Here is a 25447-nt window from a genome sequence, read left to right as displayed (position 1 = left end):
ATAGGATTGCTGTGCTGCAGCCAAAACATCAAACATTTTTATCTTTTATCAGTAGATTGTTTATATAATACCATCATTTATCCGGCTTGTCCAGCGTTTCAGGCCCTCTGGACTTGTATACATTCTTTATGTTATAATTTGTACAACTTTTCTCTTATAAACTTGTAATGCAGAAAGGACGGTTCACCCATTATGGACGAGGTTTTGATACAGATTTTCCCCCATATGACCATTTGGAAACTACATTCTTTAAAAGAGTACCTGATTTTCGGGCTGGTACTGGCAGGAGGTGCCATGCTTTTCTGGCTCTGGACCCAAAAGCTGAAAAAAGCCAGGACGCCTGAAGGAGCGAGGAAACGAGTGCTGAAAGCCATTAAATCTGCTTCTAAAGGAGATTATCAGGAAATTACAGAGGATTCCGTCCCAAACGGACGGAATCCTCTGTGGATCCGCCTGCCCGGGGACCTGCTCCTCCTGGAAGTTGTGTATCATGGATACAGAATACAAGGTTCGGAACGGAGTGAACAATGGACGATTAGTGACAATTCTGAAAGCCATCAGGTCCCGAATCCCCTGATGGCGCTGGAAAAAGACAGAGAAACCGCCAAAAAACAGCTGGACGCGGCCAAAACGCCGCTTTCCTCCATCCACACCTTTGTGGTCTGCGCTGACAATTACGCCGAACCCACCTTCAAGCTGGATGAAGGAGCCAGGGAACACGTCCTGTCCGTAGCCGAGCTGAAAAAGTGGATCAAAAAGCGCAACTGAAGCCGGTGGCGGAAAAGATGTAGAAAGAGATTATACAGACATTAGAAAGAAAGAGGGCGTGAAAATTTCACACCCCCTTTCTTTTTCCCCCTGCCACCCTCAGTACCAGTAATGTACCGGTGGTCAGCAGGATGCACAGCACGGCCATGCACATGCCCAGGGAAACACTGCCCTGTTCGAATTCCCGCATGATGAACGTGGAGATCACCAGCATATCCGGCGGAGCGATCAAGCTGGGTGCCACCAGCTCCCGTGCGGAAATGATGAACGTCATCATCCACCCGGCACCGATGCCCCGAAGCAGCAGCGGACAGGTGATCCGCCGGAAGATATACGATGGACTGCCCCCAAACACTCTCCCTGCCGCCAGCAGGTTGGAATTGATCTGGGAAAACGCACTGGTCACATACTGCACTGTATAGGGCAGGAACAGGGCCGTATACGCCACCACCAGGATAGCCCGGGTATTGTACAGCGGCAGGATATCATAGACATCATTCCAGAACAGCATGAGCCCTATGACCAGTACGATGCCCGGCAGCATTTCCGGCAGCAGGCTCAGCCCTTCCAGCACCTTGCCCGGCCGCAGGGGCAGGCTGCGGACCAGCAGCACCACCACCGTACCCAGCAGGGCACACAGGGTAGCCGCGAGCCCGGCCACGGCAAAACTGTTGCCGATGGCCTCCAGAGCTTCTTCACTGCTCCCCAGCAGCTCCCAGTAATGCTGCAGCGTAAAATTGCCCGCCGCCAGGCCATATCCCCGGAGCTTGATCAGCGATGTGGTCAGGACGGAAAAATACGGAACACCTACCGCCAGGGAAAAAATACCGGTCAAAAGGCCCCAGGCAGCGATTTTTTCCAGTGGAGACAATTTTTTGAACGCCTGCCGCACCCCTTTGCCGCTCACCAGGGCATACTGGTGCCGCCAGGTGATGAGGTTCTGCAGCAGCCACAGTACCAGGCAGATGCCCACCAGCACGGAGGACAGCACGGCTGCCTTGCCAAAGGAAATGGGTGCGATGGCCGCATACCGGTGGATATGGGTGGTAAACACATCGAATCCGATGCGCCGTCCCAGGGTATACGGAGTCCCATATTCGGAAATGGTCTTCACAAATACCAGCAGAGCGCCGATGGCATAGTTGCCGGTGAGCAGCGGCAGGAAGATTTCCCGCAGCCGCAATCCCGGTCCAGCCCCCACCACAGCCCCAGCTTCCTCCAGAGAAGGCGGGATCCGCAGCATGGCATTCTTCAGCAGGATCATGAGGAAGGGAAAGATGTGCAGGCTCATGACCAGCACCAGTCCGCCCAGGCTGAAAAAGGCCGGGATGCCCGCCGGAAAAGCCGGGAACAACTGGGCAAACAGTCCCCGTTTCTGCATGAACAAAATCCAGCCCATGGACGCGATATAAGGCGGCGTCATGAAAGGCACCAGGAACAGGATATCCAGCCAGCGTTTCCTGGCCAGTTCCGTCCGGGACAATACATAAGCCACCGATACTGCCCATACAGTGGAAACCAATACCACCAGCAGCCCCAGCAGCAGAGAATTGGCGATCATCTGCCCGTTCCCCGGCTCGGCCAGTGTGGCCAGGGCATAGGAAAAATCAAGACGATCATCGATGATGACCGCCTTGACAAATACATCTGCTAAGGGGGCGCCGATCAGCAGGATCAGGACTGCCACAATACAGAGAGCGGGCAGCCATTGCCAGCCATTTTTCATGCTTTCACCCCACTTCTCAGCGCTTGCACAGTTCGTTCAACCGGGCTGCGGCTTTTGCCGCAATCGCCATCATCTTGTCCCATTCCGGCGTAATCTGCGGGATATCCGCCAGCTGGGTCCCCTTGGCCTTCACGTCGCTGCGGCCGGGCAGCAGACAGGCATCGGCCACCAGCTGCTGGGCTTCGTCCGAAAGCAGATAGTCCATGAACAGTTTGGCATTGTCCGCATGGGGCGCCCTGGCCAGGATCATGGCCGGGCGCGGGTTCACGATGGTCCCGCTCTTGGGATAGTAGATGTCCAGAGGTTCACCCTTCTTCTTGGCCACATAGGCATTGTAATCTACGCCGGCAACCAGGATGCCCACTTCACCGGTAGTCACCGCTTCCAGGGCTGCCTTGTTGGCGCCCGGCACCTTCATGCCGTTCTTCGCCATGCCTTCCAGCGCCGACCAGCCGTACTTGTTCACATAACCGGCCAGAAAGTCCTTGCAGGCACCGGATTTTTCCGGATCCGGGATGGCCAGCTTATCCTTGTACTGGGGATCGGCCAGTTCGCTCCAGTCCACATCCAGTTTGGGATACAGCCGGGTATTGTAGATGACGCCCACGGCCGAAGCACTGTACCCGATGAGCTGATGATCCGGATCCATCCAGCCCTTCACCAGCTTATCGCTGTTCTTGGGGACGTAGACCTGCAGGCCGCCCTGTTTTTTCAGTTCCAGCCCGTCACTCCAGGACGCCAGGATCACCACATCCGCCGCCGGATTGTTCTTTTCTGCTTCCAGCCGAGCCAGGATCTCCCCTGTAGTCCCCTGGAAGGTTTCCACCTTAATGCCTGTCTTCTTCTCAAAGCCCTGGGCCAGTTTCTTGGAAAGGCCGGCCGGAGAAGGCATATAGACCGTCACCTTCTTTTCCGCAGAAGCCACCGGAGCCGCTTCCTTTTCCGTCTTGGTGCCGCAGGCCGCCAGGCTCAGGCACAGGCAGGCCGATAAAAGGATCGTCGCTGTTTTCTTCCAGTTCATCATAGATTTCCTTCCTTTCCAATATGCAATAATGCCCGTTCAGGCACATACAGCGTAAGTTCCGTTCCCAGCGGGGCCGGTGCCTGACTCCACCAGTTATTCCCGGCCCTGCCAGTCCAGTTGCAGCTGCCAGGTATGCCCCAGGAAATTGCATCCGCTGACCTTCGCAGCAAAGGCCCGGGCACCAGGCACCGGTTCCCGGCTGGCCTTTTCCGGGCGGAATAAACTATGCTCATCCAGCCAGTTCCCCTTACCGATGAAACGGGCCGTGAACAGAGTGTGCGGATGATCATACAACTCCTGGGGCGTTCCCACCTGTTCCACTGCCCCATCCTGGAGTACGGCAATGGTATCGCTGACGCTCATGGCCTCTTCCTGGTCATGGGTCACGAAGACTGCCGTAATGCCCAGCCGGGTCACCAGGTTCCGCAGTTCCTGGCGCATCTGCACCCGCAGCAAGGCGTCCAGCGCCGAAAGGGGTTCATCGAATAAAATGCACTCCGGCCGCAGGACAATGGCCCGGGCAAAAGCCACTCGCTGCTGCTGTCCCCCGGATAGCTCTGAAGGGTACCGGCCGGACAACTCTTTCAGCTGCACCAGGGACAGGGCCCGTTCCACTTCCTGTTTCAGATTTTCTGTACGTCCCTGGGCACGGAGCCCGAAAGCCACATTTTCAAAGACTGTCATATGGGGCCACAGGGCAAAATCCTGGAAAACGAACCCGATACCCCGTTTTTCCGGCGGCACCCAAAGATTTTTCGCACAGGAACATACGCACCGGTCCCCCAGGAAGATGTCCCCCCTATCCGGGGTCTCCAGGCCGGCCAGGATGCGCAGCAGTGTGGTCTTGCCGCAGCCGGACGGCCCCAGCAGCGTAGTCAGGCTGTGCTCCCGGACCTGCAGCGAAATGCCCCGAAGCACCGGCTTTTCCCCATAAGCCTTCGTAATATTCTGTAACAAGATTTCCATGCAACCTCTCCCATCATCCATAAAATCCATTTTGTATTATAGAAGTCTTCTGTTATTTCCTGGTTCTGCTCTGTAAAATTTGCGTAAAAAAACCGCTATAACCATCAATAAATGATAGTTATAGCGGTTTCCTATGGCTGCGGACTGCAGACCAGGAACTGGTCCTTATGCCTCCGGCTGCTGTTCGTCCGTGGAGACTGCGTCAGCAGGCGCTTCTTCGGCAGCCGATTCCACCGGATGATGGAGCTTCAACTGAATGTTGCGGTACTTGGGCATACCGGTCCCGGCAGGGATCAGTTTGCCGATGATGACGTTTTCTTTCAGGCCCAGCAGCGGATCCACCTTGCCTTTGATGGCGGCATCGGTCAGGTTCCGGGTGGTTTCCTGGAAGGAAGCGGCGGACAGGAAGGAATCCGTAGCCAGGGATGCCTTGGTGATCCCCAGCAGGATGGGATGACCGGTAGCCGGTTGTTTCCCTTCTGCCAGCACTTCGTCGTTCTCGTCTTCGAATTGGGCAATATCCACTACGGAGCCCGGCAGCATGTTGGTGTCGCCGGCTTCATCGATCTTGTATTTCCGCATCATCTGACGGACCATGACTTCCACGTGCTTGTCGTTGATTTCCACGCCCTGGGATTTGTAAACGCCCAGCACCTGTTGTACCAGGTAATGACGGGTAGCGGCAGGGCCGGAAATCCGCAGGATGTCGTGAGGGTTCAGGGAACCTTCGGTCAGGCGGTCGCCCACTTCCACCTTGTCGCCGTCAGCCACATGGATCTTGGCGCCATAGGGGATGTGATAGGTTTCGTCCGTACCATCTTCCTTGTGGATGATGATGAAACGGCCTTCTTCTTTTTCCTGGATTTCCACAGTACCGGCCACTTCGGACAGGATACCGGGATGTTTCGGTTTCCGTGCTTCGAACAGTTCCTCGACACGGGGAAGACCCTGGGTGATATCGTCAGCACCAGCAACACCGCCGGTGTGGAACGTTCTCATGGTCAGCTGGGTACCAGGTTCACCGATAGCCTGAGCAGCGATGGTGCCGACGGCTTCGCCCACTTCCACCTTCTTGGCAGTGGCCAGGTTCCGGCCGTAGCAGGCCCGGCATACGCCGAAGTGGGATTTGCAGGTCAGTACGGAACGGATCTTGACTTTCTCCCGCAGGTCAGCGATCACATCAGCCATATCTTCGGTGATGTAGTCATTGATGTGGTAGATGACCTTGCCGTCCTTGTCAGCGATGTCTTCGGCCAGGGTACGGCCAACCAGACGGTCACGCAGGGTTTCCAGCACGGTGCTCTTGTTCTTGCCGGCGGTGATGGCTTCTACATACACGCCGTCCACTTCGTTGTTGCGGATCTTCAGTTCCTTCACCGTTCCATCGGCCAGGATGGCTTCGATCACATCAGCGGTGAATTTGTCACCGGCCTTGGCCAGGACTTTATCTTCACTGTTGACGATATCTTCTTCCACCTGTTTGTTCAGGAAATGGTGAGTCATATGTTCACGGAAAGCAGCCTTGACCTTGTCTTCAGGGACGTTGATCTTCAGCACTTCCGGTTCTTCGTTGCTTTCTTCATCAGCCGGATACAGGCTGATTTCCAGGATCTTGGCAGCAATCAGGCGGTCGAAGACTTCTTCGCTCACCAGGGTGTCTGCTTCGGCCAGGATGGAACCATCTTCCGGATTCAGCACGCTGGCGGCCAGGGTACGGCCTACGGCGTAATCCTTCAGCTTATGCTGGCTGGACCCCAGGACGGACTTGCAGAAGCGCGCCCGTTCCCGTACCAGGTTCATGCCGGTCACATCGCAGTCTTCTTCCCGGACGATAACGTCCTGGGCCACGTCTACCAGACGACGGGTCAGGTAACCAGAGTCGGCGGTCCGCAGTGCGGTATCGGTCAGACCTTTCCGGGCGCCGTGGGAAGAAATGAAGTATTCCAAAATGGTCAGCCCTTCACGGAAGTTGGATTTGATCGGGCGGTCGATGATCCGGCCGGAAGGGTCAGCCATCAGACCACGCATACCAGCCAGCTGACGGATCTGCTGGATGTTACCACGGGCACCGGAGTTGGCCATCATGTATACCGGGTTGAACGGATCCATGGTGTTCTTCATCAGGGCGTTGGCTACGTCTTCCGTTGCTTTATCCCAGATGGCGATGACCTTGCGGTACCGTTCGTCATCGCTCATGAGGCCTCGGTTGAAGATGGATTCCACTTTGTCGACCTGCTTTTCAGCAGCGGCCAGGATGGAAGCCTTTTCCTTCGGGATCTTGATATCGGAAGCGGCAATGGACAGACCGGATTTGCAGGCGTTGTCGTAACCCAGTTTCTTGACGATATCCAGGACACGGGCGGTACCGAAGTTGCCGTACAGCTTGTGAGCCTTGGCAACCAGACGGCCCAGTTCCTTCTTGTCGATCAGTTTACCCAGCAGCCAGGTACCGTCTTCCTGTTTGGAGTAGTACCGCATTTCCACAGGCAGTTCGCTGTTGTAGATGATGTTGCCCATGGACGTGGTGACCAGACTTTCGCCCTTGTCGGAGGTTTCCGGGAAAATTTCCGCATTGGGAACCTTGACTTTGATCCGGGCCTGCAGATCGATGACATGGTTGAAGTAAGCCAGACGGGCTTCATCGAAGCTGATGAAACGGCGGCCTTCGCCCTTGGCCCCATCCTTGAAGATGGTCAGGTAGTAAGCCCCCAGAACCATATCCTGGGTAGGAACGGTGATGGGTTTGCCGTCTTTGGGTGCCAGGATGTTGTTGACACTCATGATCAGCACACGGGCTTCCGCCTGGGCTTCGGCAGACAGCGGCAGATGGACAGCCATCTGGTCACCATCGAAGTCGGCGTTGAAAGGAGTGCAGACCAGAGGATGCAGTTTGATGGCACGGCCTTCGGACAGGATCGGTTCAAAAGCCTGGATACCCAGACGGTGCAGGGTCGGAGCACGGTTCAGCAGGACAGGATGTTCTTTGATGACGTCTTCCAGTACATCCCACACAGCGTCGGTGGCCCGTTCCACCATCCGTTTTGCGCTCTTGATGTTGGTGGCAGCGCCGGTTTCCACCAACCGCTTCATGACGAAAGGCTTGAACAGTTCCAGTGCCATTTCTTTCGGAAGACCGCACTGGTGCATCTTCATTTCAGGACCGACCACGATTACGCTACGGCCGGAGTAGTCCACACGTTTCCCCAGCAGGTTCTGACGGAAACGGCCCTGTTTGCCCTTCAGCATATCGGACAGGGACTTCAGGGGACGGGTGCCGGGGCCCGTTACGGCACGGCCGCGGCGGCCGTTATCGATCAGAGCATCGACGGCTTCCTGCAGCATCCGCTTTTCGTTCCGGACGATAATGTCCGGAGCCTGCAGTTCCTGCAGCCGTTTCAGACGGTTGTTCCGGTTGATGACCCGGCGGTACAGATCGTTCAGGTCGGAAGTAGCGAACCGGCCGCCGTCCAGCTGGACCATGGGGCGCAGGTCAGGAGGGATGACGGGGATGACATCCATGATCATCCATTCCGGCTTGTTGCCGCTCTTCAGGAAGGCTTCGCATACATCCAGGCGGCGGACAATGTTCCGTCTCTTCTGGAGGCTGGTTTCAGTCTTCAGAGCAGCCCGCAGTTCCTTGGTCAGTTCCGGTACGTTGATTTCATGGAGCAGTTCCTTGATGGCTTCTGCACCCATGCCCACCCGGAAGGTGGGCCCGTATTCATCCAGTTTTTCCTGGTATTCGGCTTCGGTCAGCAGCTGTTTCTTGGTCAGGTTGGTATCGCCCGGATCCAGCACGATGTAGCTGGCAAAGTACAGGACCTTTTCCAGGGCTCTTTGCCCGATGTCCAGGATGGCGCCCATCCGGCAGGGGATCCCTTTGAAATACCAGATGTGGGAAACAGGAGCGGCCAGTTCGATGGAGCCCATCCGGTCACGACGGACTTTGGAACGGGTGACTTCCACACCGCATTTGTCGCAGACCACACCTTTATAACGGATGCGTTTGTACTTGCCGCAATGGCATTCCCAGTCTTTGGTCGGTCCAAAGATCCGTTCGCAGAACAGACCATCCCGTTCCGGTTTCAGGGTTCTATAGTTGATGGTTTCCGGTTTGGTGACTTCCCCGTGAGACCAGGCTCTGATCTTCTCGGGGGACGCCAGACCGATTCTCATAGAATGAAATTTATTTACGTCCAACAAGAGCGCTCACTCCTTCCTACTCTGCATCAGACCCGTTGTCGTCGCCGTTATCGTTATGGGAATCATCCAGATTCATGTTCCCGATATCTGCAATCACATCGAAGTCGCTGCCTTCCGGCTGATCTTCATCCGGGCTCAGTTCTTCGTCGCTGTTCTGGTTCGCGCCGCCGTTATCGCCCACATTGGCTGCGGCATGGTTGGCCTTGTTGGCCATATCCATATCCAGCTCTCTGGCGATATCACCCATTCCGATATCTTCATCTTCATCGTCCAGGTCGATTTCTTCATCATCTTCATCCAGCACCTGGATATCCAGGCCGATGGCCTGCATTTCTTTCACCAGTACCTTGAAGGATTCAGGCACACCCGGTTCAGGGATGTTTTCGCCCTTCACGATGGCTTCGTAAGCCTTCACACGGCCCACCACGTCATCGGACTTCACGGTCAGGATTTCCTGCAGGGTGTAAGCGGCACCGTAAGCTTCCAGTGCCCACACTTCCATTTCCCCGAATCTCTGGCCGCCGAACTGGGCTTTACCACCCAGAGGCTGCTGGGTTACCAGGGAGTACGGACCGGTGGAACGGGCATGGATCTTATCAGCAACCAGATGGTGCAATTTCAGATAGTAGATGCAGCCCACAGTGACAGGGTTGTCGAAGGGTTCGCCGGTACGGCCATCGTACAGGATGGTCTTGCCGCTGGGATCCACACCGCCCAGTTTCAGGGTCTTTTCCATATCGTCTTCCCGGGCGGAATCGAATACGGGAACAGCAACAGGTACTGCATGGTCCACCGTCTGGGGCATGCCGTATTTGTCCACATCATACCCGGCTTCTTTCAGTTCACCGGCCAGGTTGGGATCACCGGATTCGATCCGCATGCCCAGGCCGCAGGCAGCCCAGCCCAGATGGGCTTCCAGGATCTGCCCGATGTTCATACGGGAAGGCACGCCCAGGGGGTTCAGTACGATCTGTACCGGTTCGCCGTTGGGCAGGAAAGGCATATCTTCACGAGGCATGATCCGGGAAACGACACCCTTGTTCCCGTGACGGCCTGCCATCTTATCGCCTTCGCTGATCTTCCGTTTTTGTACGATATGCACACGCACCTGTTTGGAGACACCGGGCGGCAGTTCGTCACCGTTTTCCCGGGTGAAGATCTGTACGCTGACAATGATACCGGATTCGCCGTGGGGCACCCGCAGGGAGCTATCCCGGACTTCCCGTGCCTTTTCGGCAAAGATGGCACGAATCAGCCGTTCTTCAGCGCTCAGTTCCGTTTCGCCTTTCGGGGTGACCTTGCCGACCAGGATATCGCCAGGCCGTACTTCGGCACCGATGCGGATGATCCCGTCTTCGTCCAGGTCTTTCAGGGCTTCTTCAGAAACGTTGGGGATATCCCGGGTGATCTCTTCAGGTCCCAGTTTGGTATCCCGGGCATCGCAGTTGTATTCTTCGATATGGATGGAGGTGAATACGTCTTCCTTCACCAGATCTTCGGACAGCAGTACAGCATCTTCGTAGTTGTAGCCTTCCCAGGGCATGTACGCGGCAATGGCGTTGCGGCCCAGAGCCAGTTCGCCGTGATCCGTAGCAGGACCATCAGCCAGGACCTGACCTTCTTCCACTTTGTCGCCCTTGTAGACGATGGGGCGCTGGTTCACACAGGTGCTCTGGTTGGAACGTTTGAACTTCAGGACGTTGTATTCATCCACACCGGCACCATCGGCCCGGGTGATGATGATCTTGTCGCCACTGACGTATTTCACCGTGCCGGCATGCTTGGCCAGGATGCATACACCGGAGTCCACAGCCACTTTGTATTCCATGCCGGTACCGACCACAGGAGCTTTCGGGTTCAGCAGAGGCACAGCCTGCCGCTGCATGTTGGCACCCATCAGAGCACGGTTGGCGTCATCGTTTTCCAGGAAAGGAATCAGAGCTGCTGCAATGGACATAACCTGTTTCGGGGAAACGTCCATGAAATCTACACGGGAAGGAGGAATGGACAGTACGTCGTTCCGTTCCCGGCAGGTAACGTGGCTGTTCACGAACGAACCATCATCATTCAGCGGTTCGTTGGCCTGTGCCACGATGTAGTTATCTTCTTCGTCTGCAGTCATGTAGACGATATCGTTGGTGACCTTGCCGGTCTTCTTGTCCACCCGGCGGTACGGGGTTTCGATGAAGCCGTAGCGGTTCACCACACCGTAGGCGGCCAGGGACCCGATCAGACCGATGTTCGGGCCTTCAGGGGTTTCAATAGGACACATACGGCCGTAGTGGGATACGTGCACGTCACGGACTTCGTAACCGGCACGTTCACGGGACAGACCGCCGGGCCCCAGGGCGGACAGACGCCGCTTATGGGTCAGTTCAGCCAGCGGGTTGTTCTGGTCCATGAACTGGGACAGCTGGCTGCTGCCGAAGAATTCTTTCACAGCAGCGACCACCGGACGGATGTTGATCAGTGCCTGCGGGGTGATCACATCGGCATCCTGCAGGGTCATCCGTTCCCGAATCACCCGTTCCATACGGGACAGCCCGATCCGGAACTGGTTCTGCAGCAGTTCGCCCACGCAGCGTACACGACGGTTGCCCAGATGGTCGATATCGTCCTTGCCTTCCATGCCGTCGATCACATTCAGCAGGTAAGCGAAGGAAGCAATCACATCAGCAGGAGTGATGACCCGGACGGAAGCATCGATGTCTTTGGTGACGATGATGTGTTCCGGATGTTCCTGGTATTCCACCCACACATCGGCATAGCCGGGTTCGCTGTAGATACCGCTTTGTTCCAGCTTGTCGATTTCTTCATCGCCGATGATGGTGCCGGCCGGCAGGACCACTTCGCCCTGGCTGCCGTCGGGATTTTCGAAGGCAATGGGGGAAGTCAGCTTCTTGCCCAGCAGACGATGGCGCCAGCCCAGTTTCTTGTTGACCTTGTAACGGCCTACATTGGCCAGGTCATACCGGCGATTGTCGGAGAAGATGTTCTTGATCAGCTGTGCGGCGTTTTCCAGGTTGGCCGGTTCACCCGGACGCAGTTTCCGGTAGATTTCCAGCAGGGCGTCATCTTCGTTCTTGGTGGTATCCTTGGCCAGGGTAGCAGTCAGGAAAGGATGTTCACCGAAGGTCTTGATGATATCATCATTGGTGGGCAGGCCCATCACACGCAGCAGTGCCGTAGCCGGCAGTTTCCGGGTCCGGTCCACACGGGCGTAGATGATGTCGTTCAGGTCAGTTTCGTATTCGATCCAGGCGCCCCGGTTGGGGATGACCGTGGTCCCGTACAGGAACTTGCCCATGGGATCCATGTCTTTGGAATAGTACACGCCAGGAGAACGGACCAGCTGGCTGACGATGACACGTTCAGCCCCGTTGATCACGAAGGTACCGGTATCGGTCATCAGAGGGAAGTCACCCATGAAAACGGTGGATTCCTTGATTTCGCCCGTATCCTTATACAGCAGGCGCACGTCCACATTCAAAGGAGCTGCATAGGTAGCGTCCTTTTCCTTGCAGGTCTCGATATCATATTTGGGATCCCCAATGGTGAAGTTTTCAAAACTCAGTTCCAGATTATCAGTGAAATCCCTGATCGGGGAAACGTCCTTGAATACATCGTGCAGGCCCTCTCTTATGAACCACTCATAAGATTTTCTCTGCAGGTCGATCAAATGAGGCATTTTCAGGACTTCTTTGATCCGTGCATAACTGTACCGGATGCGGTCGCCATTATGAACCGGCTTAAACATGTGGTCTCTCACTCCTTTTCTCTAGGCAGGGTGTTCGAAGAAAGTACTAAGAATCTATCACACAAAAAAAACAAGGCAGTCAACACAACTAGGATTGATCAGCCTTGTATCTTGCAATGTCTCTCAGTCAGCATTTCGTGCTCCTCTCCTCACTTGAGCGGGAACGCGATGTCCAACCACTGAGCACTCGCGAAACCTATATATCCTGCTTTTAACAAACTTCATGGACGATAATTATACCATATTACAATAGAATTGTACAATTGAACTTGTGAATTTTTTATGAATTATAGCCAAAATCCTTGCTATTTTCATGGAAAGGTTTTCCATCCCGGATCAGCGGGTCCCATTCCGGGTGATCCAGCGCCAGCCGGATCAGGGTGATGACATTGAAATTGGCATTGTACCGGTAGAAAATCAGGAACCGGCCGCAGGGATAGCAGCGGACCCCTTCCAGATCCAGCAGGGAATCCCGGGCATTGGCTGCCAGTTTGGGAGTCTCCTCCAGCGCTTTCAGTGTATCTTCCAGCTGCTGCAGTTCTTCCGGAGTGCAGTGCCCTTTCGCAGTTTCTTCATCCCGTTCTGCCTGCCGGGTACGCAGCAGATTGCCCTCCATATCGGCCATATCTTCCTGCTCCAGGCTCCGTAGCCCTTCGCCCAGATACCGGCGTACCATTTCCCGCAGGGTTTCTTCCATGATGGTTCTCCTTGCTCATCCTATAGAAAAAGAGTGCCGCGGCTGCGACACTCTTTGGTGATTATGCTTCAGCTTCAACCGGGTAAACGCTGATCTTACGACGATCTTTGCCCCATCTTTCAAAAGCAACCTTGCCGGCTACCTTTGCATAGATGGTGTAGTCTTTACCCATGCCAACGTTCTGGCCCATGTGGAACCGGGTGCCACGTTGACGGACAATGATGGAACCAGCCGTTACCAGCTGACCATTGTGTGCTTTCGTGCCCATGCGTTGTGCATTGGAGTCACGGCCGTTGGAAGTGGAGCCGCCCCCTTTATGATGGGCGTGTAATTGAAGGATTAATTCGAACACGATGTTCACCTCCTGTGCTCTTTGATAACGAGATAGTCAGGTGAATAGGTCTTCTGCAAATGGCGGAGACCGCAGACCATGGTCTGCAGGATTGCTTCCGTCCTGGCATCAGGCTCATCCACCAGACAGACTCCCAAAGTACCGGCTTCCTGGTCGATGGAATAATCCACCCTGCGGTGGAGTACTTCGTTCAGGCCATTGGCGGCAACCTGGGTATCCAGCGATACGGCATAGCATACTTCGTCGAACCCTTCCGGATTGAACTCTGCATGACCTGCCACGGTGTATCGTCTGATTCTGCCATGACTGTTGTAGTAGATATCTACCTGAATCATGACTTAGGCTTCGATAGAAGTGATTTCAACCTGGGTGAAGGGTTGACGATGACCCTGGCGTTTCCGATAGTTGGATTTTGCTCTGTATTTGAAAACAAAGATCTTATCGGCTTTGCCCTGTTTAGCAACCTTGGCGGTTACTTTAGCGCCTGCAACAGTAGGAGTCCCTACTTTCACATCGCCATCGTTGACTACAGTCAGGACATCATCGAAAACGATTTCCTGGCCTTCTTCAACGTTCAGTTTTTCAACGTTCAGTACATCGCCTTCGCTGACGCGGTACTGTTTGCCACCTGTACGGATAATAGCGTACATATCTGCACCTCCCTCATTCAAGACTCGCCGGATGCGGTAACTCCCTACGGAGTTTTACGGAACCTCTCCGTGCGGTAGTGCTAAATTCACATTCAGCCTTCAAAGTATACTACGACGACGGAAAAAAAGCAAGTTTTTCCTGGGTAAAAAACGGATTCTTATCCTGTAACTGAGGGGCTAAACATGCTATAATTATTAAATTGTAAGCAATGAAAGGTCGTGAGAATCAAAGATGAAAGAAATGATTCGTCTGGTGGGGATCACCAAGGAGTTCGAAGACAACCTGATCATCCCTCCCCTTAACCTGACTATTTATGACGGAGAATTCGTGACCCTGCTGGGCCCCTCCGGCTGTGGCAAAACCACCATGCTGCGCATGATCGCCGGTCTGGAAACGCCCACTTCGGGTCATATTTTTCTGGATGACGAGGATGTCACCCAGCTGGCCCCTTACAAGCGCAATGTGAACATGGTGTTCCAGCATTACGCCCTGTTCCCCCATATGACGGTGGAAGAAAACATCCGCTTCGGGCTCCAGATGAAAAAAGTTCCCCGCAAGGAGCAGCAGAGACGGATTGCAGAAGTGCTGCAGATGACCCAGCTGGAAGACCTGCGCTACCGGAAGCCCCAGCAGATGAGCGGCGGCCAGCAGCAACGGGTAGCCATCGCCCGGGCTCTGGTGAACAATCCGAAAGTATTGCTGCTGGACGAACCATTGGGTGCCCTGGATTACAAACTGCGCAAGACCATGCAGGTGGAACTGCGGAGCCTGCAGCAGCGGCTGGGCATCACTTTCATCTACGTTACCCACGACCAGGAAGAGGCTCTCACCATGAGCGACCGGGTCATCATCGTGAACAGCGGCCGCATCGAGCAGGATGATCCTCCGGACAAGATCTACCAGTATCCCCGGAGCAAATTTGCCGCCAGTTTCATCGGCGAGAACAACTTCTTCCCGGTACCCGGAGACGACAGCTGCCTGCTGTCCATCCGGCCCCAGTTCCTGGTGGTGACTGCTGAAGGCGAGAAAACGGCGCCGGAAAAAGAGCCCCGGCTGACAGGAGCCATCGAGCAGATCCTGTTCTGCGGCACCTTCGACAAGCTGTTCATCCGGCTGGATGACACTCGGCAGCTGATTACTGCCTACCAATATTATGATGAGCACCGGGATTGGGATCTGGGCGACCGGGTCGGCATCTGGTGGAATCCCCAGGACAGCGTCCAGGTGACGAAATGAAGCGGGGCAAGCTGCTGGTGCTGCCAGCCATGGGATGGCTGGGCCTTTTCTTTGCCCTTCCCCTCCTGATCGTTGTGGTGGTGTCCTTTGCCTCTCGTACGGCCTACGGCCAGGTAGTATTCCACTGGACCCTGGAAAACTACATCCAGTTCCTGGAACCCCTGTATCTGAAGATTTTCATCTTCACCCTGGGCACCGCCTTCCTGACTACCCTGCTAACCTTTGCCATGGGCTACCCGGTGGCCTATACCATCGCCATGATCCTGCCCAAAAAATGGCAGCAGGCCGGAATCATCCTGGTCATGATCCCCTTCTGGATCAACTTCCTGATCCGCTCCTACTCCTGGGTAATCATCCTCCGGGCCCATGGCCTGATCAACAGCATCCTGATGTCCATCGGCGCCATCAAGGTACCCCTGAGCCTTCTGTACAACAACACCGCTGTGCTCATCGGCATGGTCTACGGGCTGCTGCCTTTCATGGTACTGCCCATTTACGTTTCTCTGGAACAGATGGACAAAAGGCTGCTGGAAGCCGCCAGTGACCTGGGAGCAGGCCCTTTGACGGCATTCCGGAAGATCACTCTTCCGCTCACCATGCCCGGAGTAGCCGCCGGATCCATCTTGGTGTTCATCTCTTCTCTGGGGATGTTCGTAGTACCGGACATCATGGGGGGTGCCAAAAGCTCCCTCATGGGGAACGTGATCCAGAACCAGTTCCTGTCAGCCCGTGACTGGCCCTTCGGTTCAGCGCTTTCCATCATCCTGGCGCTGCTGAGCCTCATCATGATCGTGCTGTATTATAAGGCCCTGCAAGCCCAGAAAGGAGGCCATCACCATGAAGAAAAGCTGGCGTAGCGCCACATTGGTAGCTTATTCCCTGGCCATCCTGGCCTTTCTGTATCTGCCGCTCCTGATTTTGTCCCTGTACTCCTTCAACGATTCCCGGATCAATGCGGTGTGGGCCGGTTTCACTCTGAAATGGTATGCTGCCCTGCTGGAAAATGACCGGGTGCTGGAAGCCTTGGGCAACAGCCTGCTGATTGCCTCCATCACTACAGTGGTCACCACCGTCATGGGCACTCTGGCCGCCCTGGCCCTCCATCGCTACCAGTACAAATGCAGGCTGCTGATCAACAGCCTGCTGTACCTGCCCATCCTGATTCCGGAGATTGTCATGGGCCTGTCGCTCCTGGTACTGTTCTCCCAGCTGGGCATCAACCTGGGACGACCTACCCTGATCATCGCCCACATCACCTTCTGCATCTCCTTTGTAATCATCACTGTAGGTGCCCGGCTGGAAGGCTGCCGTCAGGATCTGGAAGAAGCCGCCAGCGACCTGTATGCCACACCCTGGAACACCTTCCGATATGTGACCCTGCCCATGATCGCCCCGGGGATCATCGCCGGCGCCCTTATGGCCTTCACCCTGTCCATCGATGACTTCGTGATCAGTTTCTTCGTGGCCGGTCCCAACTCCACCACCCTGCCGCTATACATCTACGCCATGGTGAAGCGGGGAATCTCGCCCCAGATCAACGCACTTTCCACCTGCATGATGCTGGTGACCGTCTCCCTGGTGGTCATTTCCCAGCTGCTGCAGAAAAAAGATTTCCATTCTTCCCAAAAGGACTGATGCTGCATGAAGAAAATCCAATGGCTGCTGTGCGGTCTCCTGGTTCTGATGCTGCTGGCCTTCACCGGCTGCGGCAAAGAGAAACAGGAAGAAGCCGAAGGCAAACAGGTGCTGAACCTGTTCAGCTGGGCCGATAACTTCGACCCGGAAATGATCAAGGCTTTTGAAAAGAAATACAACTGCAAGGTGAACTACGATGTGTTCGCCAACAACGAAGAACTGCTGGCCAAGCTCCAGGCCGGCGGGGCCCAGTACGACCTGATCCAGCCCTCCGATTACATGGTATCCACCATGGTCAAGCTGGACCTGCTGGAGAAGCTGGACAAGGATGCCATCCCCAATACCCGAAATGTGATGAGCACCCTCCAGCATCCCGATTTCGACCCCAAGGGAGAGTATTCCGTGGTCTACACCTGGGGTATGACCGGGATCGTCTACAACAAGAAATACATCAAAGAGCCGCCTGCTTCCTGGAATGACCTGTGGAAGCCTGAATACAAGGGCCGGGTCATCCTCCTGAACGACAGCCGTGAAGTGTTCGGCATGGCCCTGAAAAAGAACGGCTGGTCCAACAATTCCACGGATCCGGCCCAGCTGAAGAAGGCCTATGAAGACCTGACCCTGCTGGTACCCAGCATCCTGGCCTACGATACGAACGGCATCAAACAGAAATTCATTGCCGAGGAAGCCTGGATCGGGACCATGTGGTCCGGAGACGCTTCCTACAGCTACCACGAGAATCCGAACCTGGGGTTCGTAATCCCCAAAGAAGGGACCCTGGTGTGGGCTGATACCCTGGCCATTCCCAAGGGAGCCAAGCACAAGAAGCTGGCGGAAGCATTCATCAACTTCCTGTTGGATCCCCAGGTCAGCGCCAAGAACTACGAAGCCATCGGGTACAACGATCCCAATGACTCCGCAAAACCCTATCACTCTGAAGAATACCTGGAAGACCCCATGCTGAACGCCGCCGTCACCCATTTGAAAGAGGGTGAATGGCTCCACGACATCGGGGACGCCATTACCATGTACGACCGATACTGGACAGAATTGAAGACGATCCGATAAAAAAACGAGGCTGCCGCCATTGGGCGACAGTCTCGTTTTTTGTCAGTAGTCAGCTGCCGAAGGATACAATTTGCCCCGGCAAATTGTCAGGAACCGCAGGGGCGGACCGGTGTCAGCCGTGTCGCCCGGTGCGCCCGTCCCTGGCCTCTGATTCACAATCCCTGGGGCAGGCAGAACAGGGCATACAGCGGTATGGAGCGGATGCTGTTTTCAAAGCCGAAGTTCTTCAGCGAAAGCCGGATGCCTCCCGTTGGTTTTTCCTGATCCAGGAAGACCCCCAGGCTCCGGGAACGGGTATGCTCCCCCTTCTTCACTTCCACCCCATAGATCCGGGAATCCACCGGCAGCACAAAATCCAGTTCTGCCGTACTTTTGCTCTCCCAGTAATACAGCGGAAATCCGGCAGAAGTCAGCTGCTGGGCCACATAATTTTCCGTCATGGCACCCATGAACAGGTTGCCCACTCCGGTCAAGATCGTTTCCGGAGACAGCCCGGCCTGGGTGGCCAGAAGCCCCACGTCACTGCTGTACAGCTTGAATGCAGGCAGATCCACATAGGCCGCCAGGGGTTCTGCTGCATGCTGCAGCCTCTGGCAGCGCAGGACGATGCCGGCCTGGCACAGCCAGTCGATGGGTACCCCGAAAAGGGCCGCCGTGCCCCCGCGCTGGACCACTTTGTACTGGAACTTCTTGTTGTCCTTGGCCAGCTGCACCGGCAGGGACTGGTAGCAGGCACGGATTTTCACCGTTTCAGAGGGCGTTGCATATTTGGCCATATCAGCTGTGTAGTTTTCCAGGATTTCCTGCTGTACCTGAGGCACCTCGAGGAAGGAACCAGATGCCAGAAACGTATTGATGGCCGCCGGCATCCCGCCGATGACCAGGTACTCCCGATACAGCTTGACGGCTTCCTGATGAAGCCCTGCTGGAAGAGGTTCCATACGTCCATAGGCCTGCCGGATCAGTTCTGCCAGGCTTTCTTTCCCCCTTGCCCATAGAAATTCCTCGAAGTCCAGGGGAAAAAGCGGCAATGTCTCCACCTTTCCCACAGGGAAAGAATATTTCTTCCGGTTCAGCGCCACTCCCAGCAGGCTGCCCGCCGCAGCAATGTGATACTCCGGTGCTTCTTCTGCAAAATATTTCAGAGAAGTCAGCGCCCGTTCCGCCGATTGGATTTCGTCCAGCAGCAGAAGCGTCTTTCCGGGCAGGATCCGCTGCCCCATGACGGCTTCCAGATAAGGCAGGAGTTTGCGGGGAGAAAGGTCTTCATCGAAGCAGGCAGCTGCCCGGCGATTGGTTTCCAGATTGATATAGACCACCGATTCATAAGCCTTTCGGCCGAATTCTCGCAGGCTGTACGTCTTTCCCACCTGCCGTGCCCCATTCACCAGGAGGGGCAGCCGATTTTCCTTCTTTTTCCAGGCCAGCAGTGCCTCCTCGATTTTCCGTTTCATGCCTTTTTCCTCCCTTCTGTACAGAAGACTATCAGTTTTTGATTTTTAAGTCAAGAAAAATCATTGATTCACTGATTTTTATGGACTTAAAAATCAAATTTTCCTCCATCGCATAAAAAAGAGACTGCCGTCATTTGGCGACAGTCTCTTTTTTGTTCGCTTGTCTTGCTTATTTAGAAGCCTGCTGAGCCGGTACTTGTTTCACTTCCACCGGTACCAGATTCAGGCCCTGCAGCTGGGCTTTCTTGCCTTTGGTGCTGAACACGAAGGTCAGCTGCACATTGGGAGCCTTTTTGGCTTCGCCGATATAGATCAAACGGTCCGCATCCTGGAATTTGTCCAAACGCACCAGTTTCAGGTTGCTGATACCACCCAGTTGGCTGGTTACACCGTTTTTCATATTATCCAGAGCAGCGGCATTGAAATTCTTCTGCAGTTCCGGGGAAAAGCCGGCAGCAGCATCGGCCAGCTGGCCTTTGCCCTGGATCAGGTTGATCACTTTCGTGGTCGTTGCTTCTTCCTGAGCCAGCAAATCACTGGCCGGGCTGGCAAAACCCAGGCTTGCCATTCCCAGAGACATCACAGCCGTCAGCATCAGGATCAATTTCTTCATATTACAAACGCCCCTTCTTTTCTATGATGGTTATTCGAACAAAACCAGATTACAAGCTGTCTTTCTCAATCCGTTCCATGGCTTCCTTTGTGCCTTCGTGGGTCCCGAAAGCGCTCAGGCGCAGATACCCTTCGCCCATCTTGCCGAAGCCGGCGCCAGGAGTCCCCACAATGGCCAGGTCATTCAGCAGATGGTCGAAATATTCCCAGCTGCCCATGCCGTTGGGGCACTTCATCCAAACATAGGGAGAGTACACCCCGCCATAGTATTTGTAGCCCTTCTTGTCGAAGGTTTCCATGATCATGCGGGCATTTTCCCGGTAGTATGCCAGCATGTCGCCGCATTGTTTTTCACCCAGGGGAGACAGGGCCGCTTCCGCACCGCGCTGTACGAAGTAGTTCACCCCGTTGAACTTGGTGGTCTGACGGCGCAGCCACATCTTGTTCAGGCTCATTTCCTTGCCTTCCGGAGATTTCCGGGTCAGCTGCTGAGGCACAACCGTATAGCCGCACCGGGTACCGGTGAACCCTGCCGTCTTGGAGAAAGAGCAGAATTCGATGGCGCAGTCCTTGGCGCCGGGGATGGTATAGATGCTCCGGGGCATATCCGGATTGGTGATGAAGGCTTCGTAAGCAGCATCATACAGAATGATGGCATCGTTCTTCAGAGCGTAATCCACCCACTCCTTCAGCTGTTCCTTATTATAGGCAGCGCCGGTGGGGTTGTTGGGGGAACACAGATAGATGATATCTGCCTTCACAGCCGGATCCGGCATGGGCAGGAAATCGTTTTCCGGAGTCCCGTTCATGTACAGGATCTTCCGGTCCCTCATCACGTTGGTGTCCACATACACAGGGTATACCGGATCCGGAACCAGGATTACGTTGCTGTCATCAAACAGATCGGTTACGTTGCCGCAGTCGCTTTTGGCGCCGTCGCTGACGAAGATATCCTTGGTTTCCAGCTGTACCCCATGACGGGCATAGTATTTCACAATGGCTTCGTGGATGAATTCATACCCCTGTTCCGGTCCATAGCCCCGGAAGGTTTCCTTATGGCCCAGTTCCTGCACAGCCTTGGTCATGGCTTCAATGACCGTAGGAGCCAGAGGCAGAGTCACATCCCCGATACCCATCTTGATGATTTTTTTCTCCGGATGAGCCTCACTGAAAGCCTTCACCCGGGCAGCAATATCCGAAAACAGATAGCTTTCCTTCAACTTTGCAAAATTACCATTCACCAGTGCCATATTTTTTCTCCTTTAATGCGAAAACGTTCTTTTTCCAATACAAACCTTTATTTATTGTAAAGTAGCGGAATGGGAATGTCAATTCCTTCGCGCTTTATTTCAATAAATCTTCCGGCAGATCGATGATCCCTTCGTAGGCAGTAGCAGCCGGCCCTTTCAGGATGATGGTATCGTCCGGCTCTGCCTTGACCTGCAGCAGACCGCCCTTGGCTTCTACGTTCAGGAATGCATTGTGTTTGCCTGCCTTGCCCAGCCGTACGCAGGTATAGCCCACAGCACAGGCTCCGGTGCCGCAGGCCCAGGTTTCCCCGCTGCCTCTTTCCCAGACACGGAATTTCACATAGTCCGGGCCGATTACCTGGACGAATTCCACATTGACCCGTTCCGGGAACAAGGAGGAATGTTCGATGACCTTCCCCATTTCTTCCACCGGTGCAGCAGCCACATCGTCCACGAAGAGTACAAAATGGGGATTGCCCATGGAGACCGCCGTCCCCCGAACCGTAAACGTGCTGCCGTCCGGACGGGTAAAAGTCACGTCTCTGTTGATACAGGTCTCTTCTGGCCATGCCATAGGGATGGCGTTGGTATCCGTAATGGCTTTTTCCATATCCACCTCGGCCAGAGACACCTTGCCGCCTTCCACAGTCATATGGATGGTCTTGATGCCTCCCAGGGTTTCCAGGGTGATGGTATCCTTCTGGGTCAGACCCTTATCGTACACAAATTTTGCAATGCACCGGGAGCCGTTCCCGCACATTTTGCCTTCCGAACCATCGTTATTGAACATGCGCATCCGGAAATCGGCTTTATCCGAAGGACAGATGCAAATCAGGCCGTCGGCTCCGATACTGAACCGACGGCGGCTGATAAACTCTGCTATTTTTTCAGGATTGGGCAGCATCTTGTCCATGCAGTCCACATATACATAGTCATTGCCGCAACCGTGCATTTTGGTAAATTTCATCTTCATGGAGCATTTCCCTCCTTATTCTCATTGGGAATACTATTATATCATGAAAATTTGCCCGCTGCACGGCATCGTTTTTACTGCTGTGCGTCCTTCCGGACCTCCGCCGTATCCAGCAGAGTGCCGTCAGGCAGGAAGGCCTGCAGCTGCAGCTCCGTATCTGTCTTGGTCATGACGAGATAATTATCCGTTTCCGGCTGGGGGGCCACGGTTTCATCCAGAGGATGCTGTTTCCACAGGCTGGGATAGCGCACATCGCCGGCCACCCCGGTGAGGATGTACAGGGCACCCTTCGGATCATGCTGGAAGTCCCGAATATGGCCCCGGTTCCGATAGGTGTGGAGATGGGCACTCAGGACCAGATCGATGCCGTATTCATCGAAGAGCGGCATCCAGACTTTTCCTTCCGCCTCAATGCCTTCCTCACGGCCAGACCGGCCCGTAGCCGGGTTAAAAGCATACCGGAGCGGATCCTTGTGCATCAGCACCACATTCCATTTCTGCCGGTTTTGCTCCATATCCTTCCGGAACCATTGGATTTCGTCCTCCTGCAGACTGGGTTCGAAGTCCTTCATTTCCGAAAACATGGTATCCAGTACCACAAAATGCACGTCTCCCACCGTAAAGGAATAGAACCGGTTGGGATACGGATCATAGCCGTTGGCAGGCAGGCTGAAAAGTTTCATATAGGCTTCCGGACGACGGACCTTCCAGTTCAGGTCATAGGTCTCATGATTGCCCATGACCGGAACTACAGGGATTTTTTCCGCCATGGGTTCCACCACATCGAACCAGGCGTTCCACTGGCTGGCATCCTGGCCGTTGTCCACAAGATCTCCCATATTCACAAAGAACTGAGCGTCCGGATTCCGCTGCCAGGCCGGCATAGCCGTGGCTTTCCACACCCCGTAGTCCGCACTCTGGGAGTCGGGGAATACCAATGCCTTGAAGGCATTGCCCTGAAACGTAGAAAACGGCATCCACTCCGTACTCTTCCGGCTGTAGCACAGACGATATTCATACTGGGTGCCCGGTTCCAGACCTTCCAGCAGCGCTGTATGGATAAAGGTCTTTGCCTTTCCATCCTGGAAGGCTTCCTCTTTGGCCTGGACAGTCTGGACGTCATCCTTCCCTTTTACCCGGTATTCCACCCGTGGCTTGTCTTCCGCAAAGTCCGACTGCCACATGATGGTCCGGCTGGTGGACGGATCCTTCGTCATCACCTGCCGGATGTTCCGGATTTCCGTTCCGGAGATCAATTCATAATGGATGGCCTGCTTTTTCCCCCAGGCAAATATATCTGCCACTGGACGAGTTACATACCCCGGAAGAAAGCGCCAGGCAATAGCCGCTGCAGCTGCTACAAACAGCAGAGCCAGGAGCCCTCCCTTTTTTTTGTTCATTTTCATGGCTGTTTCCTTTCTAATCCTGCTACAATCGTCATTTTATTGATTACGATTATTATAAAATGGAACAGCCCAAAGCACCAATATTTTCTCCGTATGCATGGCTATACGAAAATTTTACAGAAATCCGGCCCTATGTCCGCATAAACCTAAATGAGCTGACGCCCAATGCGCCAGCTCATTGAAGTTGTATGACCTTATACCGACAAAGCCCTCGATCTGAGATCCATGACTCTCGATCCCTGTCTGTTATCCTTTACAGCCGTTTTCGATTTTTCGGGACTGTTCTTTTGGATGATGGCATCCCATACGCTCCGGAAATCTTTGGGACGGAAGCCCAGATTCATTTCCCACATCGTCAAGCCCTGCATTTTCATACTGATCTCCCCTTCCCATTATATCCTTATGTTTTTGTAACTTTACACCGGAGGTTTGTTTTCCTCTTTGTGCTTTTAGTATACGATAGAAGCACCACAAATGGAAACAAATAGTTTTCAGTAAAGCCACAGGGATTTTCTTGTGATATAATACAGACACAGGGAGGCGATGGTATGGAACTGGCACAGAAAATGTTCCTGCTGGCAGCAGAAGAAATGAATTTCACCAAAGCGGCAAGGCGGGCCTTTGTAACCCAGCAGTGTCTCAGCGAACACATCCAGAAACTGGAAAAGCGGCTGGGAACGAAGCTGTTTCTCCGGGGTTCCCATCTGCAGCTTACCGATTCCGGCAAAGCTCTGGTCAGCACCCTGCAGCAGATCCAGCATCTGGAAGAGAGCCTGCAGCATCGGATATCGGAAATCGAAGCCGGTGAAATCGGTGAAGTCCGTCTGGGCATCAGCACCACCCGTGCCCGGCTCCTGCTTCCCCGTTTTCTGGAACACTATCATAAAACATATCCCCAGGTCCATATTTCCATTACCCTGGGGGATACGGTCCAGCATATCCAGTTGATAAAGGCCCAGAAACTGGACCTGATCCTGGGTTTGGATGCGCCCCCGGATCCCTTCCTGGAAGAATTGCTGATTGGCCGGGAACAGCTCATGGTGGTAGGCACCCGTTCCTTTTTCAGCCAATATCATCAGGGAACAACTGACCCTGCGCATTGGAAAACAGGCGATACCCTGTCCCTGAAAGAATTCCGTTCTTTTCCCCTGATTGGCAACCGGGAGCATAGTACCCTGCTGGAACTGGTCCACAGCTGTCTGAGGGAAAATCATCTGGATTGTCCCCAGCCCATTTCCATCAGTGATATCGGTACCCAGATCCAACTGTGTCAGCTGGGCCATACGGCCACCTTCTGCAATGATATGCTGGCCTATCCCCTGATCCGGGAAGTAGGGAAAAGCTCCAAAGACCCTCTGCTGGCCTTTTATGTGGCAGGTGAGACCCATACCATGCGTTCCAGCATATTGCGGCTGAAAGCCCAGGTACGGCCCCGATATTTGGAAGATTTCACAGAAGGACTGCTGAAATATATGAAAGAAATCACCAATAAGAAATTTGGATAAAAATCCCCACCATACAAAAAACGTACAAATCAAAACTACCCGTATAACGGGTAGTTTGCTCTGCGGCTATAAGCCGCGTTACCTGCCTCGGCCTTAAGGCCCTAGATTTAAAGGCTACCAACCGCACTACATTTCCTGGCAGCCCCTCACTCGAGGGGCTTATT

20 protein-coding genes are annotated in these 25447 nt (G+C 54.4%); 6 read left to right on the top strand and 14 right to left on the bottom strand.

Going from position 1 to position 25447, the window contains the following annotated elements:
- Positions 1 to 192 precede the first annotated feature (192 nt).
- On the top strand, positions 193 to 768 hold the full coding sequence (locus ACR0QW_RS01975; protein WP_432642051.1) for an NERD domain-containing protein: 576 nt from the start codon (positions 193 to 195) through the stop codon (positions 766 to 768).
- Between the two features lie 67 nt (positions 769 to 835).
- Here ACR0QW_RS01975 and ACR0QW_RS01970 read toward each other — a convergent pair whose 3' ends face one another.
- The 9 genes from ACR0QW_RS01970 to rplU all read right to left on the bottom strand — a co-directional run bounded on the left by ACR0QW_RS01970 (position 836) and on the right by rplU (position 14143).
- A complete protein-coding gene (locus ACR0QW_RS01970) occupies positions 836 to 2494 on the bottom strand; it encodes an ABC transporter permease (protein WP_432642050.1) in 1659 nt (552 codons plus the stop codon).
- A 16-nt stretch (positions 2495 to 2510) separates the two neighbouring features.
- Entirely contained in the window at positions 2511 to 3518 is a 1008-nt protein-coding gene (locus ACR0QW_RS01965; RefSeq protein WP_432642049.1) for an ABC transporter substrate-binding protein, read from the bottom strand.
- Positions 3519 to 3611: 93 nt separating this feature from the next.
- Positions 3612 to 4484: an ABC transporter ATP-binding protein gene (locus ACR0QW_RS01960; protein ID WP_432642048.1), complete on the bottom strand. Its 873-nt coding sequence runs from the start codon at positions 4482 to 4484 to the stop codon at positions 3612 to 3614.
- A 165-nt stretch (positions 4485 to 4649) separates the two neighbouring features.
- Positions 4650 to 8687: a DNA-directed RNA polymerase subunit beta' gene (gene rpoC / locus ACR0QW_RS01955; RefSeq protein WP_432642047.1), complete on the bottom strand. Its 4038-nt coding sequence runs from the start codon at positions 8685 to 8687 to the stop codon at positions 4650 to 4652.
- A 16-nt stretch (positions 8688 to 8703) separates the two neighbouring features.
- Positions 8704 to 12444, bottom strand: a complete 3741-nt coding sequence (rpoB, locus tag ACR0QW_RS01950) for a DNA-directed RNA polymerase subunit beta (protein WP_432642046.1) — start codon at positions 12442 to 12444, stop codon at positions 8704 to 8706.
- Between the two features lie 280 nt (positions 12445 to 12724).
- Positions 12725 to 13141, bottom strand: coding sequence for a hypothetical protein (locus tag ACR0QW_RS01945; protein WP_432642045.1), 417 nt, complete (start codon positions 13139 to 13141; stop codon positions 12725 to 12727).
- 61 nt (positions 13142 to 13202) lie between these two features.
- Positions 13203 to 13493 carry a 50S ribosomal protein L27 gene (gene rpmA, locus ACR0QW_RS01940; RefSeq protein WP_071142155.1) on the bottom strand — a complete coding sequence of 97 codons (291 nt, stop codon included), beginning with the start codon at positions 13491 to 13493 and terminating at the stop codon, positions 13203 to 13205.
- 5 nt (positions 13494 to 13498) lie between these two features.
- Positions 13499 to 13828 (bottom strand): ribosomal-processing cysteine protease Prp, encoded by a 330-nt coding sequence (locus tag ACR0QW_RS01935; protein WP_432642044.1) that lies wholly within the window; start codon positions 13826 to 13828, stop codon positions 13499 to 13501.
- A gap of 3 nt (positions 13829 to 13831) precedes the next feature.
- A complete protein-coding gene (gene rplU, locus ACR0QW_RS01930; RefSeq protein ID WP_432642043.1) occupies positions 13832 to 14143 on the bottom strand; it encodes a 50S ribosomal protein L21 in 312 nt (103 codons plus the stop codon).
- Positions 14144 to 14375: 232 nt separating this feature from the next.
- Here rplU and ACR0QW_RS01925 point away from each other — a divergent pair, with 232 nt between their 5' ends.
- Genes ACR0QW_RS01925 through ACR0QW_RS01910 form a run of 4 tightly spaced genes read left to right on the top strand, consistent with a single transcriptional unit; the run spans position 14376 to position 18083 of the window.
- Positions 14376 to 15380 (top strand): ABC transporter ATP-binding protein, encoded by a 1005-nt coding sequence (locus tag ACR0QW_RS01925; protein WP_432642042.1) that lies wholly within the window; start codon positions 14376 to 14378, stop codon positions 15378 to 15380.
- Positions 15377 to 16237 carry an ABC transporter permease gene (locus ACR0QW_RS01920; protein ID WP_432642041.1) on the top strand — a complete coding sequence of 287 codons (861 nt, stop codon included), beginning with the start codon at positions 15377 to 15379 and terminating at the stop codon, positions 16235 to 16237. Before ACR0QW_RS01925 ends, ACR0QW_RS01920 begins: the two co-directional genes overlap by 4 nt.
- Positions 16218 to 17015 (top strand): ABC transporter permease, encoded by a 798-nt coding sequence (locus ACR0QW_RS01915; RefSeq protein WP_432642040.1) that lies wholly within the window; start codon positions 16218 to 16220, stop codon positions 17013 to 17015. The genes ACR0QW_RS01920 and ACR0QW_RS01915 overlap by 20 nt, the downstream gene beginning before the upstream one ends.
- 6 nt (positions 17016 to 17021) lie before the next feature.
- On the top strand, positions 17022 to 18083 hold the full coding sequence (locus tag ACR0QW_RS01910) for a polyamine ABC transporter substrate-binding protein (protein WP_432642039.1): 1062 nt from the start codon (positions 17022 to 17024) through the stop codon (positions 18081 to 18083).
- 152 nt (positions 18084 to 18235) lie between these two features.
- On the opposite strand, the gene ACR0QW_RS01905 is transcribed toward ACR0QW_RS01910, so the two are convergent.
- The 5 genes from ACR0QW_RS01905 to ACR0QW_RS01885 form a co-directional block, all read right to left on the bottom strand.
- On the bottom strand, positions 18236 to 19537 hold the full coding sequence (locus ACR0QW_RS01905; RefSeq protein WP_432642038.1) for an ATP-binding protein: 1302 nt from the start codon (positions 19535 to 19537) through the stop codon (positions 18236 to 18238).
- 169 nt (positions 19538 to 19706) lie between these two features.
- A complete protein-coding gene (locus ACR0QW_RS01900) occupies positions 19707 to 20150 on the bottom strand; it encodes a hypothetical protein (RefSeq protein ID WP_432642037.1) in 444 nt (147 codons plus the stop codon).
- Positions 20151 to 20199: 49 nt separating this feature from the next.
- Positions 20200 to 21399 carry an LL-diaminopimelate aminotransferase gene (locus ACR0QW_RS01895; protein WP_432642036.1) on the bottom strand — a complete coding sequence of 400 codons (1200 nt, stop codon included), beginning with the start codon at positions 21397 to 21399 and terminating at the stop codon, positions 20200 to 20202.
- A 94-nt stretch (positions 21400 to 21493) separates the two neighbouring features.
- A complete protein-coding gene (dapF, locus tag ACR0QW_RS01890; protein WP_432642035.1) occupies positions 21494 to 22372 on the bottom strand; it encodes a diaminopimelate epimerase in 879 nt (292 codons plus the stop codon).
- 74 nt (positions 22373 to 22446) lie between these two features.
- The gene (locus ACR0QW_RS01885) at positions 22447 to 23778 is read right to left on the bottom strand and encodes a metallophosphoesterase (RefSeq protein ID WP_432642034.1); all 1332 of its coding nucleotides are present in this window, start codon (positions 23776 to 23778) and stop codon (positions 22447 to 22449) included.
- A gap of 548 nt (positions 23779 to 24326) precedes the next feature.
- Here ACR0QW_RS01885 and ACR0QW_RS01880 point away from each other — a divergent pair.
- A complete protein-coding gene (locus ACR0QW_RS01880; protein ID WP_432642033.1) occupies positions 24327 to 25283 on the top strand; it encodes a LysR substrate-binding domain-containing protein in 957 nt (318 codons plus the stop codon).
- Positions 25284 to 25447 lie beyond the last annotated feature (164 nt).

The sequence above is a fragment of the Acidaminococcus sp. genome, from assembly GCF_050873445.1.
GTDB lineage: Bacteria > Bacillota > Negativicutes > Acidaminococcales > Acidaminococcaceae > Acidaminococcus.
This window is presented reverse-complemented; position numbering and strand designations above follow the sequence as displayed.

What these genes read in the sequence shown, in the direction of transcription:
- ACR0QW_RS01960 (WP_432642048.1), bottom strand. Translation starts at nt 4,484, where the DNA reads ATGGAAATCTTGTTACAGAATATTACGAAGGCTTATGGGGAAAAGCCG.
- rpoB (WP_432642046.1), bottom strand. Translation starts at nt 12,444, where the DNA reads ATGTTTAAGCCGGTTCATAATGGCGACCGCATCCGGTACAGTTATGCA.
- ACR0QW_RS01970 (WP_432642050.1), bottom strand. Translation starts at nt 2,494, where the DNA reads ATGAAAAATGGCTGGCAATGGCTGCCCGCTCTCTGTATTGTGGCAGTC.
- ACR0QW_RS01920 (WP_432642041.1), top strand. Translation starts at nt 15,377, where the DNA reads ATGAAGCGGGGCAAGCTGCTGGTGCTGCCAGCCATGGGATGGCTGGGC.
- ACR0QW_RS01900 (WP_432642037.1), bottom strand. Translation starts at nt 20,150, where the DNA reads ATGAAGAAATTGATCCTGATGCTGACGGCTGTGATGTCTCTGGGAATG.
- ACR0QW_RS01895 (WP_432642036.1), bottom strand. Translation starts at nt 21,399, where the DNA reads ATGGCACTGGTGAATGGTAATTTTGCAAAGTTGAAGGAAAGCTATCTG.
- ACR0QW_RS01905 (WP_432642038.1), bottom strand. Translation starts at nt 19,537, where the DNA reads ATGAAACGGAAAATCGAGGAGGCACTGCTGGCCTGGAAAAAGAAGGAA.
- ACR0QW_RS01880 (WP_432642033.1), top strand. Translation starts at nt 24,327, where the DNA reads ATGGAACTGGCACAGAAAATGTTCCTGCTGGCAGCAGAAGAAATGAAT.
- ACR0QW_RS01945 (WP_432642045.1), bottom strand. Translation starts at nt 13,141, where the DNA reads ATGGAAGAAACCCTGCGGGAAATGGTACGCCGGTATCTGGGCGAAGGG.
- ACR0QW_RS01885 (WP_432642034.1), bottom strand. Translation starts at nt 23,778, where the DNA reads ATGAAAATGAACAAAAAAAAGGGAGGGCTCCTGGCTCTGCTGTTTGTA.
- ACR0QW_RS01935 (WP_432642044.1), bottom strand. Translation starts at nt 13,828, where the DNA reads ATGATTCAGGTAGATATCTACTACAACAGTCATGGCAGAATCAGACGA.
- ACR0QW_RS01965 (WP_432642049.1), bottom strand. Translation starts at nt 3,518, where the DNA reads ATGATGAACTGGAAGAAAACAGCGACGATCCTTTTATCGGCCTGCCTG.
- ACR0QW_RS01915 (WP_432642040.1), top strand. Translation starts at nt 16,218, where the DNA reads ATGAAGAAAAGCTGGCGTAGCGCCACATTGGTAGCTTATTCCCTGGCC.
- rplU (WP_432642043.1), bottom strand. Translation starts at nt 14,143, where the DNA reads ATGTACGCTATTATCCGTACAGGTGGCAAACAGTACCGCGTCAGCGAA.
- ACR0QW_RS01975 (WP_432642051.1), top strand. Translation starts at nt 193, where the DNA reads ATGGACGAGGTTTTGATACAGATTTTCCCCCATATGACCATTTGGAAA.
- ACR0QW_RS01925 (WP_432642042.1), top strand. Translation starts at nt 14,376, where the DNA reads ATGAAAGAAATGATTCGTCTGGTGGGGATCACCAAGGAGTTCGAAGAC.
- dapF (WP_432642035.1), bottom strand. Translation starts at nt 22,372, where the DNA reads ATGAAGATGAAATTTACCAAAATGCACGGTTGCGGCAATGACTATGTA.
- ACR0QW_RS01910 (WP_432642039.1), top strand. Translation starts at nt 17,022, where the DNA reads ATGAAGAAAATCCAATGGCTGCTGTGCGGTCTCCTGGTTCTGATGCTG.